The organism is Veillonella sp. CAG:933, from assembly GCF_000431435.1.
In the GTDB taxonomy this organism is placed as follows: Bacteria; Bacillota; Negativicutes; order Veillonellales; family Veillonellaceae; genus Veillonella_A.
The window spans coordinates 37,000-51,089 of sequence record NZ_HF986260.1; the positions used below are offsets into that span (position 1 = coordinate 37,000).

A 14,090-nucleotide genomic window follows, 5' to 3' on the forward strand; every position below is an offset into this window, starting at 1 on the left:
GATAAAAATAAAATAGGAAAAATTATTTTTGGAAATGTGTATTTTACTGCAGAATATATTCCGTTAAATCTAACATCTTTTTATTTGATGTTAGTGTTTAGTTAGTGTAGGTGTTTTGAGAGCAAGAGGAGTTTGTAGATGAAAAATAAAAAACAATTGGCGTTGGCAGTATCTTTAGCAGTATTAGGCGGCACAGCTTTAACAACACAGTCATTAGCTGCGGAAGTGGCAACACCTTCAAAAGCTAATGAACTTCAAGCCGGCAATTATGTATATGTTACGAATGCTATTAGTGTAGGTACGGCTACTAATAGCACTGTGGGGAACGTTGATAATGGAACTCAAACATATTCGGTAGAGGTAGGGTATTCGGAAGATAAGTCTGCTACGGATGAAACATTAGCGATTAATGTTGACAATGTTAATAATAAAGTAACCGGTGCTATGGCTACGGGGTATGGTGCGTCAGATACAGGTTTATTGGCCAATGCCAATGGTGTAAAATCTCAAGCTAACGGTGATGCATCGCTAGCGTTTGGTACGCAAGCCATAAGCTCTGGTTCCAGTACTATTGCCATCGGTACTGATGCTCAGGCCGGTAATACCAGTGGTATTGATTCCTCCAGTGGTGATGGTGCCATTGCTATCGGCTTGGGATCACGCGCTAATGAGAATCTGAGCCTCGCGATTGGTGGTAATGCTCAATCCAGTGCGATTTCCAGTACTGCTATTGGTGCATTTGCCAGAACAAGCGGTATTTCGTCTACTGCCATCGGTGGCGCGGCACAAGCTGAATATGACGGCGATATTGCCATTGGCGTGGGTAGTTATGTAAATAGTGCGGCGGTAACTCCTGTTGGCACTGCTGCTGGTGGTGCCGGCTTAGCGGTTGGTTATTTGGCAAAAACGACAGGTGCTTCGGCATTAGCATTAGGATCGAAGGCAAAAGCCAATAGCCAAACAACGATAGCAATTGGTTCCGAGGCTACGGATGCACCGGGAAGTATTCAGTCCATTGCTCTTGGTACCAGTGCTAAAGCTTTTAATAGAATTGCTTTAGCTGTGGGTAGTAATTCCGTTACAAACGGCCAAAGTGGTATTGCTGTAGGCAGTTATTCAAAAGCTCGTGGCGATTACGCGATTGGTGTAGGTAGCAGAGCTAATGCCATCGGTTATAAGAGTATAGCAATTGGTGAAAATACACGTGCCGTTGGTGATGCAGTTGCCATTGGCAATGCTGCGACTGTAGGCTCTACCAGCAGTAGTAACGCATCTGTCATTGGTGGTGTAGCCATCGGTAATAATTCCAAAGCCACTGTATCCTATGGTGTAAAAGGCTACGATCCATTAAATAATGCAGTTGTTTCAGAAATGAACACAGTTTTGACCGGTGATAATTTAGCAACTTATGAAAAAAATAAAGATGCAGTTGCCGGATACCGAACTGCTTTGGAAAATGCAGAAAAAGCATATAAAGCTTTTGATAGTACTTACCAAAGTAAGGTGACGGCTATTATGAATGATGGGACCAAAACGGATACTCAAAAACAATCTGAACTACAAGCTCTTTATACAGAAAAAGGAAGACTAGCCAATTTATATAATCAAAGTACATTATGGGTCTTTGCTACTGATGAAGGGGATGAGGCGAATGATTACGGTAAAGCAGCCGGTGCTTGGGAATCTACTAATAGTGCCTTTGCTATCGGTAACAGCGACCTCGGCCTTACTCGTCAAATCACCGGTGTAGCTGCCGGTACCCAAGATACCGATGCGGTTAACGTGGCACAGTTAAAACGTAGTCGCGTAACCTTGGTTGCAGGCAACAATGTAACACTTTTAGACGTGGCTGAAGATAAGTCCACTGGTATGGTATACAAAGTAAACGCCTTACGCACTGATGTGGCTGTGGACGGAACATTGAAATTAACTACTGATTCATCTAAAGCAGTAACTGAAGGTGTTACTACTTACACTGTTGGCTTAAGTGATGATTTAACTTCGAAGATTAATAGCGCAGCAAAGCAAGATTTATCTAATCTTTCTGATGATGGCAAAACAGTTGTTCGAGACTTAGCAAAAGCTTCAGTAATTGTAACTCAAGCTGACGATGCGCAATATATTTCGGTAACACCGGACAATTCTGATGCTAACAAAACGACTTACAAAGTTGGTCTTAATTTAGATAGTCTTAAAGCCGGTTTAACTGCCGGTGATAAGAGCCTAGCTACCAAAGCTGACGTAACAGGGCTCAGTGAAGTTGTACAAAATCAAATTAAGAGTTTAACAGATAGTCAGTTGAAAGAAGCGGATGTAAAAGATATTGCTAAAGATTCCATCAAGGTTATAGATGGTGTCAATACAACTGTTACAGAAGGTGTTGGTGAAAATGGTGCTAAAACCTTTGCAGTTAACGTATCTAATGATGCAATCAAAAATGCCGTTCAACCGGAGCTTGATAAGAAGTTAAATTCAGACGGCTCTAATTTGAAAGATACATTGGTAGATACATTAAAAGATCGATTAGGTGTTAACGATGCGCAACAAGGTCTTAAAGATGTAAACAGTCGTATTGATGCAACCAATACCTTGGCCACTGAAGCACATGATCGCATCACAGATACTAACACTCGAGTAAATGACATTGACACCAAAGTTCAGACCATTGATGGTAAAGTAACGACTATCGAAGGCAATGTAAGCACATTAAGAACTGATGTAAACAACATTTCCGCCAATGTAAGTACTTTAAACACCAATGTAGATACGCTCACTACGAATGTGAACACGTTGACAACAGATTTGGGCAATCTTACAAATGACGTGAATACACTTTCTGAAAATGTAGGTGCAATCGCAAGTGATGTTTCGGCTATTAATAATCGTGTAGGTAAACTCGACCAACGTCTTGATAAGGTAGGGGCATCCGCGGCAGCGTTGGCAGCTTTACATCCGCTTCAATTCGATGAAGAAGATAAATTCACCGTAGCTGCCGGTATCGGTAATTACAAAGGTGAACAGGCTATGGCTCTCGGTGCCTTTTACCAAGCTAACGAAGATACTTTGTTTAGTGTAGGTGGTACGCTTGGTGATGAAAACATGGTAAACCTAGGCGTGTCCTTACGTTTTGGTTCCAAAGGTGAAGGCGACCGTCCAAGCGGTCCGAAAGCTGTTCGTGCACTTACTTCCGAAGTAGCGACTTTGCAGGCTAAGAATACAAGCCTTGAAAATACGGTAGCAACGCAGCAAGATCGTTTGGCTCAGCAAGAAGCTGAATTAGCGGCACAGCGTCAATTGATTGAACAGTTGGTAGCCAAAGTAGGCTTATAATTTCCGGCAGTATTACATTAAAATCATCAGAATGGGCATCTGTGGTTTTAACAAAAGAACTATTGAGGTTTAATCATTACAATTAATCGTTACATTATTTGTTATATAATTGTTTTTACAATTATATAATAAATAGAGGGAGTGGCTTGTCAGAGAAATTTGACAAGCCCTTTTCTTATTTCATCAAACTTATAAATCTAAACAATAGATAAATTTAAACGTAAAGGGTACCTCTATGCCTCTTATTTATGGTAAAATACAAGTGAACAATAGATTTCGAAATATTTCGAAATAATGGTAAGGTCATTTTTGTTTTATTTGTGATTTTAAAACATGTGAGTATATGTTTTATATAGAGTTAATTAGTATGAGGGTACTGAATGAAAGCAGAAACAAAGGTTAAAGTATTTGTTGTTGTATTAGCAGTCGTTTTATTGGCTAGCTTGGAGCTCATTGTGCCGGGCTTTTACGGTGATATGATTGACTTGATGGGCACCGGTGATGTACATCACATTGCGGAAGTCCTCCAAAGTTATGGTGCCTGGGCATGGGTTATCAGCTTTGTGCTCGATGTAATTATAAATATTGCGGGCTTTTTGCCGTCCATTTTCTTTTCAACCGCGAACGGTCTAATCTTCGGTTTGATTCCGGGGATTATTATTTCCTGGCTCGCTGAAACGGTGGGCGTTATCATCAGCTTCTTACTCATGCGTTATATTTTGCGTGACTCTGCTGAAAAGCTCATTCAGAAAAATAAGTTTTTACTTAAAGTTGATGATTTCAGCAGTAAAAACGGGCTCGCCGTTATGCTGTTTGCCCGTACGATTCCTTATTTTCCATCCGGTATCATTACCGCTTTAGGGGCTATCAGTCGTATCAGCTTGCGTGATTATGCCATTGCCAACTTAATCGGTAAGTTTCCGTCCACTGCCCTTGAAGTAGTGGTAGGTCACGATGCAGTCATGTTGCATCAGCATTTGGATCGTTTGACGATTATTGTGGTGGTCGCAACTGTTGTGTATGCCATAGCTTGGTATGGTTATAAGCGTTGGATGAAAAAGCGCGAGCAAACGCCGGAATAAGTATCCGCTCATTAAGGCTGATTTAAGTTAAACGAAATGTGTTTTTCAAAAACGGAAAATGAATTATCCGGTCGTCGCTTAATATAAACAGTGGTCAAATTCAAAGTTTCATAGTAAAATAAATAACAAGTTAAATGTAAGCGTACCTACTTGGGTACGCTTATCGTTTATCCAACATGTAGCTTGGCAGTATAGTAGTAAAAGGAGAGAGAGTTATGAGTTTTACATTTCAAATTCCGGACAGAGCCGTAATGAAAGGCCCTAATTTTATCCGTAAAGTATTTGAACGCGGTGCCGGTATTCCCGGTTTTATCAGTTTTGGCATCGGAAATCCCGCTTCGGAAGCTATTCCTGTAGAAGCCATTCAGGAAGCCTTCGATCATGTGGTACATACGAATCCGATTGAAATATTACAGTACGGCCCAATGGCCGGTGATGCCCGTTTAGCGGAACAAACTGTTGAACGCCTTGTTAAAGTTCGTCATATGCCGACGGAAGGTCAACAAATTTTGATTTCCATCGGTGCCGGTCAAGATTTGGGGCTTGTTCCGCGTACTTTGTGTGAACCGGGTGACGAAGTGTTTATGGATGCTTATTCTTTTACCAGCGGTATCAATGCGGTTCGCAATGTGGGGGCTAAAGCCGTGGGCATCGCTATGGACGATTTCGGTATGATTCCGGAAGCCCTCGAAGAACAGGCAAAAAAAGGCAAGGGGAAATACATCTACTTAATTCCTAACTTCCAAAATCCGACCGGTATTACTATGCCATTGGAACGCCGCAAAGCGATTTATGCGATTGCCGCTAAATATAATCTGTTTATCTACGAAGATGATCCATACGGTGAAATTCGTTTTACCGACAACATTGTGCCGACGTTTAAAGAAATGGACACGGATAATCGCGTCATCTATGCCGGTTCTTATTCTAAAACATTATCCGCCGGGTTACGTGTTGGTTTCCTATATGGCCCGAAACAGGCGATTGACGCCATTCAGGCGCTTAAAAATAATCAGGACGGTCAAATGCCGCTCGTTACACAGCGCGTTGTATCCCGTTTACTCGATGTTATTGACTATGACGCTCAGATTAAACACGTATCAACAGTGTACAAAGAGAAAGCAGACTTGATGATGCAAACTCTTCGCACGCATGGTAGCGATAAAGTTCATTTTGTGGAACCCACAGGCGGTATGTTCTTATGGCTTACCATGCCGGACGGTGTCGATTGTGACGCTTTCTTCGAAGCCTGTATGGAGCATAAGGTAGGTATCGTACCGGGGGCAGCCTTTGCGGCCGACGGTGTACCGGCCGGTCAGTCGTTCCGCTTCAGTTTTACCTTCCCAAGTAAGGAACAAATCGTGGCAGGTATGACGATTGTAGGTCAATTGACGAAATCATTTATCAAATAGTCATATTTTTTGATTGATTAGACTTTACAATTACTTCATAATTTCGTATAATTACAAATCATCAGAGTGCATGGGCATAACAGATTATCATGTTTGCCATGCACTCTCTTATATTGATAAAAGCTGTTTTATATGCTACACTTTAAATGAAGAAAGAATTCTTCAAATAATTAGATGAATATATCGGCAAGGCCGATTGAAAGTAGGTGTATTTTATGGCATGTGGTAGTTCAGGCGGCTGCAGCGGTTGCTCTTCGGCATCCTCTTGCGGCAGTGCCCAACAAACGCCGCCGGATTTGACGGCAAAGCTTAATGATTTAAGCAGTGTAAAACATGTTATCGGCGTAGTCAGCGGTAAGGGTGGCGTAGGTAAATCCCTCGTTACATCTTTATTAGCTATTACGATGGCACGTCGTGGTTTTAAAGTAGGGATTCTTGACGGTGATATTACCGGTCCTTCCATCCCTAAAGTATTTGGTATTAACGGTAAAGCCCATGTAGATGAATTAGGTATGTACCCGATTCAATCTAAAGGCGGCATCGACGTAATGTCGGTTAACCTTTTACTCGAGAACGAAAGTGACCCTGTGTTATGGCGTGGTCCTATCGTAGGCAATGTAGTTAAGCAGTTTTACACGGATGTAATTTGGAAGGATTTGGATTATTTATTCGTGGATATGCCACCGGGAACCGGCGACGTAGCCATTACCGTATTCCAGTCTTTGTCCTTAGACGGTATTGTAGTTGTAACATCACCGCAGGACTTGGTATCTATGATTGTTGAGAAGGCCGTTAAGATGGCTGAACTCATGCAAATTCCGATTATCGGGGTTGTAGAAAACTTCTCGTATTTCCATTGCCCGGATAACGGCAAAGATTACAAGATTTTCGGTGACAGTCATATTGATGATGTACTTGAACGTTATAATTTATTGTTGTTAGGTCGTTTACCAATTGATCCAAACGTAGCAGCTCTTTGTGATGCCGGCAAGTTAGAAGACATTGAACAAACGAACTTAGAATCTGTAGAATTACCTCAATAGCATTACATAAGGTATTAAACTCAGGCTGCTTATTTTCTTTATAGAAAAGGGGAGTAGCCTGTGTTTTTTATATGTAGGATATTATTCAAGTAACAAAGTTGTTAAAAGGGAAAGGGAGGAACATTACGTGAAAAAGTATATGTCATGGATTACTCCCATCTTAGTAGGTGTCATCATCTGGTTTATGCCGGTACCGGAAGGTCTTAAACCGCAAGCGTGGCACTTATTCGCTATTTTTGCCGGTACTATTTTAGGATTCATTTTACAGCCACTGCCAATCGGGGCCTTATCGATTATCAGTATTGTCATTTCGGCTGTAACCAACACTTTAAAAATCGGCGAAGGCTTAGCCGGTTTTGCCAATACAGCTATTTGGTTAATCGTAGCTGCTTTCTTATTCTCCCGCGGTTTTATCAAAACCGGTTTGGGTAAACGTATTGCTTACACTATGATTACAGCGGTAGGCAGTAACTCTTTGAAATTATCGTATGCTCTTGTTGTCAGTGATTTAATTTGATCGCCGGCCACACCATCCAATACGGCTCGTGCGGGCGGGGTTATTTATCCGATTACTAAATCGTTAGCATCTGCTTTCGGTTCCGAACCGGGCGATACAGCTCGTAAAATCGGTGCCTATTTGATTCAAACAATTTATCAAGGCAATACCATTACATCCGCTATGTTTATGACTTCCATGGCCGGTAATACCTTGGTGGCTTCTTTAATCGCTGCTTCTTTCGGTTACACCATTACTTGGGGCGATTGGGCTATTGCCGCCATCGTTCCGGGCTTAGTGGCCTTGATTGTTATGCCGCTGATTTTATACTTTATTTATCCGCCGGAATTAAAAGATACCCGTGAAATTCAAGCTCATATTGCTAAGGAATTAAAAGAACTCGGCTCTATGAGTTTTGCTGAAAAGGTAATGCTCGGCGTATTTATTTTATCTCTAGTTTTGTGGGCTACCGGTCAGTTTACCGGCCTTAACGCAACTACGGTTGCATTATTGGGCGTAAGTATCCTCCTCGTTACTAAAGTGTTAACCTGGTCCGATGTAACGGAAGAAAAAGGCGGCTGGGATACTTTAATCTGGATGGGTACTATGATGGCCTTGGCATCTCAATTGAATAAATTAGGTTTTATTCCTTGGTTTGCCAAAATCGTCGGTGACCAAGTAGCCGGTATTGAATGGATCATGGCATTCATGATTTTGATTTTGATTTTGATTTACACCTATTCCCATTACTTGTTCGCAAGTCTTACCGTACATATTACGGCTATGTATGTAGTGTTCGTAGCGGTTGCTATCAGCGCCGGCACACCTCCGTACTTGGCAATGCTTGCGTTCGCATTCTTCTCCAACTTATGTATGTCCCTTACTCACTATGCAGCCGGTCCTTCACCAATCTTGTTTAACTCGGGCTATGTTCCGCAGAATACTTGGTGGCGCTTAGGTTTCATTGCTTCTGTAGTCAACCTTGTTATTTGGCTCGGTGTCGGTTCCATGTGGTGGAAAGTCTTGGGCCTTTGGTAATAAATTTTTAATATATTTCATAGAATAATATCCAACCTAAAAAGAGAAAGCACTGCCCTTTGCGCGGCAGGCTTTCTCTTTTTTGTTTTAGCTTCAATTGTGTTATAATATTCAGTGTAATTAAACAAAATGAGGTGTACTATGGATACAGTAGCACGATTGTTAGATTTTATAGATAATAGTACCTCCCCGTATCACACGGTGAAGACCGGTGCCAATGAGCTGAAGGCTAAAGGTTTTACGGAATTATTCCTTGAAGATGTTTGGGCTCTCGGTGAAGGGGACTACTTTGTAAAGGTCTACGACTCCGCGTTGGTAGCTTTTCATATCGGATTGAATCTTCGCCATTCTATGCGCATTGCTTCGGCCCATACGGATTTTCCGGCTATTCGTATTAAGCCAAATCCGTTGGTAGATGCCAAAGGCTATGGTGAGCTTAATGTGGAGACTTACGGGGGACTGATTTTAAACACTTGGCTTGATCGCCCTTTGTCTATGGCCGGTGCGGTAGTGACACGTACGGACGATCCCTTCCGGCCCGACGTTCACTATGTGGATGTGGCAAGGCCGCTTTTGACAATTCCTAATTTGGCTATTCATATGAATCGTCAAATTAATGAAGGGGTAGCGCTTGATAAGCAAAAGCATATGTTGCCGCTTTTCATGATGTGTAATGATAAAATTAATACCGACAGTGAGTGGCGTGAATTTTTGAGCGAGCTTGTAAAACGACCGGCTGAGGATATTTTATCCTATGAATTGACGCTTTATCCGGTGGAAGGCGGTACAACCTTTGGCCGTTATGATGAATTTATCAGTTCGCCACGTATCGATAATCTTACGTCCTGTGTAGCTTGCCTGGAAGGTATTTTTGAAGCTAAAGCAATGGACGCTGAAGGGCTTCGGATGGTTGTGTTATTCGACAATGAAGAAGTAGGCAGTCGCACTAAACAAGGCGGGGCTTCTACAATTTTGTCACAATTGGTTGAGCGTATTTATATGGCGACCGGTCATACAAAAGCGGAATGCTATGCCGATATAGCGGCGGGCTTCATGATTTCCGCCGATGTGGCACACGGTTATCATCCGAACTATCCTGAAAAAAATGATATTACCAATTATCCTATATTGAATAAGGGTGTTGTTTTAAAAATGGCATCCAGTCAATCCTATGCCGGTGATGCGTGGGCTATTGCCACGGTAAAGGCTTTGTGTGAAAACGATTCTATTCCGTATCAGATATATGTAAATCGCTCGAATATTCCGGGCGGTTCTACGGTAGGATCCATTACGTCCGCCATGTTGGCTATGCGTACTATGGATGTGGGCGTACCGATTCTGGCTATGCATTCGGCGCGCGAAACCATGGGGGCTGATGACCAGGAAGCGTTGGATAATTTAATGAAGGCGTTTTTAAGGTAGGTATTTATGCTGACTGAGTATACAATGCTTATCACGGACGTTCTAGGCACTTCCTATGGTAAGCTCACGTTAATCGTATTAATTTTCTTGGCCGGCTTTGGCATGTCGCTGGTGCCGGAAACGGTGGCCGCGATTTTGCCACGCTTGGCGGGACATATATATAAGCGTATTTATTTTGCCATTGGCATGACCGCATCTATCATTGTGGTCGGTGTCATCGGTTCGCGTATTTTAGGCCCTACCAGTATTGGCGGCAGTTCCTATGTGATTTGGGGCGTCTTGCTCGTAGCCATGTCGCTGCAAGCGTTTGAGTGGATTGCCTTTATTCATCCGGCGCCGCTTAAAGGGCGCGATGAACGACGCATTGAAAGAGCCCGCACGCCGATAGGCCGTACTCTGGCTATTGTAAAACAGGGTCTCTTGGTTGGTCTCTCGTGGCGTTATGATCGGTTGCCGATTTACATCTGGCTCGTTGCTACCATTGCCGTAGCGGGCTGGAAACTGGCATCGGTGATGATTATTTCATTTATTATAGGCTATTTAATTCCTGTATTTTGGCTCACCAATCGTTTGGAACGACTGGCTAAATTGGTGACACAGCCAAATTATCGGACAGGTATTTTTTGGTTCAAACGTCTTATGGGCGTAGTTATGTGGCTGGAAGCGTTATATTTTATCGGGCTTTTGGTGACATACTAATTATGGTTATCTCATGTATGTATTGTGTATACATGGTAAATAAAGGTTGTATTCCTTTGGGAATGCTCCTACAATGTAGAGAGGTAACAAGTTGAGGAGGAAGTCTCATGAAAGAAATTAAATCTGTGTTGGTTGCCAACCGAGGTGAGATTGCTATCCGTGTTTTCCGTGCGTGTAACGAAATGGGAATTCGCACAATAGCAATTTACTCAAAAGAAGATTCGCTTTCTTTACATCGTAATCAAGCGGATGAAGCGTACTTAGTAGGACGCGGTAAAAAACCGGTCGATGCGTATTTGGATATCGAAGATATCATTCGTATCGCTCATGAACATGATGTAGATGCCATCCATCCGGGCTACGGCTTCTTGGCAGAGAATGCCCGTTTTGCCAAACGATGCGAAGAAGAAGGTATCACATTCATCGGACCTCGTCTGGAACATTTGGAAATGTTCGGGGACAAGGTAAACGCCCGTATTCAGGCTAAATTAGCCGGCATTCCTATGATTCCGGGGAGTGACGGACCTCTTAACAATTTTGAAGAACTTGAAGAGTTTGCCAAAACTCACGGTTTCCCATTGATGATTAAAGCCGTTAACGGCGGCGGTGGTCGCGGTATGCGTGCCGTTGAATCCATGGGCGAACTTCGTGAAGCCTATGATCGCGCCAAATCCGAAGCGAAAATGGCCTTTGGCGATGATGATGTATATGTTGAAAAATTAATCGTTGAACCTAAACATATTGAAGTACAGATCATGGGTGATGCTCATGGTAATGTAGTTCATTTATATGAACGTGACTGCTCCGTACAGCGTCGTCACCAGAAAGTTGTTGAAATGGCACCTGCTTTCGCATTGCCTATGGAAACACGTCAACGCATCTGTGATGCAGCCGTTCAAATTATGAAAAATGTTAAATACATAGGGGCCGGTACCGTCGAATTCCTAGTTACCAATGACGGCAATTTCTACTTCATCGAAGTAAACCCTCGTATTCAGGTAGAACATACTATTACCGAATTAATCACCGGTATTGATATTGTAAAAACTCAAATTCGTGTAGCGGAAGGCTATTCTTTATTCGATAAAGAAGTAGGCATCCCTGCACAAGAAGATATTGAATGTAACGGTCAAGCTATTCAGTGCCGTATTACCACCGAAGATCCAAGCAACAACTTCATGCCTGATACCGGTAAATTGGTAGCCTATCGTTCCAGTGGCGGTTTCGGTATTCGTCTTGACGGCGGCAACGCTTTCACCGGTTCCGTAATTACGCCATACTATGATTCTTTATTGGTAAAAGCTTCTTCCTGGGCGCTAACTCCTGAAGAATCCATCATGAAAATGCTTCGTTGTTTGCGCGAATTCCGTATTCGCGGTGTCAAAACGAACATTCACTTCTTAATTAACGTATTGGAAAGTCCTGAATTCATGTCCGGTACTTGCAATGTTAACTTCATTGATGAACATCCTGAATTGTTTATTTTTAAACAAGTTCGTGACCGTGGTACTAAAATGTTGCGTTACATCGCCGATGTAACCGTTAACGGTTACCAGGGTCTTGGTCATCAGGAAGTACCTGATTTTGAACCGATTCAGATGCCGGCTTTGCTTCCGGGTCAACCACCGGCAGGTACCAAACAGAAATTTGACGAATTGGGACCTGAAGGGTTCTCCAAATGGTTAAGTGAACAAAAACAGGTATTTTTCACCGATACAACTTGGCGTGATGCACATCAGTCCTTGTTTGCCACTCGCTTGCGTACCGTTGATATGGCGCGTGTAGCCGGCGAAGCGGCTCGCGGTGTATCCAATTTGTTCTCCTTGGAATGCTGGGGCGGTGCTACCTTCGACGTAGCTTATCGTTTCTTGCATGAAGATCCATGGGAACGCTTACGCATGTTCCGCAAACAAGTTCCGAATGTATTGTTACAGATGTTACTTCGCGGTGCCAATGCGGTAGGTTATACCAGCTACCCTGACAATGTAGTACGTCAGTTCATTAAATTGGCGGCCGATAACGGTGTCGATGTATTCCGCGTATTCGACAGCTTGAACAGCCTTGATAATATGCATGTAGCTATCGATGAAGTTCGCAATCAGAATAAGATTGCCGAAGTATCCTTGTGCTACACAGGCGATATTCTCGATGCAAGCCGTACAAAATACAACTTAGATTACTATGTAAGCATGGCTAAAGAAGTAGAAAAAGCCGGTGCCAACATTATCGCCATCAAAGATATGGCCGGTCTTTTGAAACCACAAGCTGCTTACAACTTGGTATCTGCTTTGAAAGATGCTGTTGATTTGCCAATCCACTTGCATACACATGAAGGGGCTGGCAATGCTATTTATACCTATGGCCGTGCTATTGATGCAGGCGTTGACGTAGTTGACGTAGCCTACTCGGCATTTGCCAACGGTACCAGCCAGCCAAGCATGAACTCCTTGTATTATGGTTTGTCCGGTCATGACCGTCAGCCTGAATTGAATGCAGATTACATGGAACAGATGTCTCATTACTTTGCATCCATTCGCCCATACTACAAAGGCGTGGATAAAACTAATCCATATCCAAGCACCGAAGTATACCAGCATGAAATGCCGGGCGGCCAGTTCTCCAACTTGCAGCAACAGGCTAAGAGTGTAGGTCTCGGTGAACGTTGGGATGAAGTTAAAAAAGTATATCATCAAGTAAGCATGATGTTTGGCGATATCATCAAAGTTACGCCATCCTCTAAAGTAGTCGGTGATATGACTTTATTCATGGTTCAAAATGACCTTACGGAACAAGACATCTACGATAAAGGCGAAACCCTTGATTTCCCTCAATCCGTAGTAGAATTCTTCCAAGGTTATTTGGGTGTTCCATACCAAGGTTTCCCTAAGAAATTACAGAAGATTATTTTGAAGGGCAAACAGCAGCTTAAAGGTCGTCCGGGGGCATATTTAGAACCGGTTGATTTTGAAGATGTACGTAAACACTTGGTTGATTTAGGTTCGCCGGCAACCGATGAAGACGTTATCGCATACTGCTTATATCCTAAAGTTTACAGCGACTATGTAAAATTCAACAGCGATTATGACGATATTTCCGTATTGGATACGCCAACCTTCTTCTTCGGCATGCGTCGTGGTGAATCCATCCACGTTACCATTGAAAAAGGTAAAATGCTCATTATCAAATTAATTCATGTGAGCGAAGTGGATGAAGACGGTAATCGTATTGTAAGCTTTGAATTCAACGGTCAGCCTCGTGATATTAAGATTCGCGACAAACACGTTAAAACTACCGGTGTTGTTCGTCATAAAGTTGACAAAACTCAACCTGGTGAAGTTGGTGCAACCTTGTCCGGTTCCGTTGTTAAAGTTATCGTTAAGACAGGTCAAAGCGTCTTGAAGGGCGAACCGCTCATCGTAACCGAAGCAATGAAGATGGAAACGACTATTACATCGCCAATCGACGGTATCGTTGGGGAAGTATATGTTCGTGAAGGCAGCCGAATCGAAAGTGGCGACTGCTTGCTCAAGATTCAGGACCGTTCCAACTCTTAATAACATACTGCTTG

The 14,090-nt window shown here is 42.8% G+C and carries 7 protein-coding genes and 1 pseudogene; all 8 read left to right on the forward strand.

Annotated elements, in window-relative coordinates; all coding sequences use genetic code 11:
* The first annotated feature begins 138 nt into the window (after window positions 1-138).
* The 8 genes and pseudogenes from QZL64_RS13190 to QZL64_RS13225 all read left to right on the forward strand — a co-directional run bounded on the left by QZL64_RS13190 (window position 139) and on the right by QZL64_RS13225 (window position 14,076).
* Window positions 139-3,330, forward strand: coding sequence for a YadA-like family protein (locus QZL64_RS13190; protein WP_021842413.1), 3,192 nt, complete (start codon window positions 139-141; stop codon window positions 3,328-3,330).
* 380 nt (window positions 3,331-3,710) lie between these two features.
* On the forward strand, window positions 3,711-4,412 hold the full coding sequence (locus tag QZL64_RS13195) for a TVP38/TMEM64 family protein (protein ID WP_021842414.1): 702 nt from the start codon (window positions 3,711-3,713) through the stop codon (window positions 4,410-4,412).
* A 215-nt stretch (window positions 4,413-4,627) separates the two neighbouring features.
* Window positions 4,628-5,824, forward strand: coding sequence for an aminotransferase-like domain-containing protein (locus tag QZL64_RS13200; protein WP_021842415.1), 1,197 nt, complete (start codon window positions 4,628-4,630; stop codon window positions 5,822-5,824).
* Window positions 5,825-6,039: 215 nt separating this feature from the next.
* Complete coding sequence (locus QZL64_RS13205; protein ID WP_021842416.1) at window positions 6,040-6,867, forward strand: Mrp/NBP35 family ATP-binding protein; 828 nt, start codon at window positions 6,040-6,042, stop codon at window positions 6,865-6,867.
* A gap of 127 nt (window positions 6,868-6,994) precedes the next feature.
* Window positions 6,995-8,401, forward strand: a pseudogene (locus tag QZL64_RS13210) (anion permease).
* Between the two features lie 141 nt (window positions 8,402-8,542).
* The gene (locus QZL64_RS13215; RefSeq protein WP_021842419.1) at window positions 8,543-9,823 is read left to right on the forward strand and encodes a M18 family aminopeptidase; all 1,281 of its coding nucleotides are present in this window, start codon (window positions 8,543-8,545) and stop codon (window positions 9,821-9,823) included.
* 6 nt (window positions 9,824-9,829) lie between these two features.
* Entirely contained in the window at window positions 9,830-10,522 is a 693-nt protein-coding gene (locus tag QZL64_RS13220; protein WP_021842420.1) for a hypothetical protein, read from the forward strand.
* A gap of 107 nt (window positions 10,523-10,629) precedes the next feature.
* Complete coding sequence (locus QZL64_RS13225; protein WP_021842421.1) at window positions 10,630-14,076, forward strand: pyruvate carboxylase; 3,447 nt, start codon at window positions 10,630-10,632, stop codon at window positions 14,074-14,076.
* The last annotated feature ends 14 nt before the right edge of the window (window positions 14,077-14,090 follow it).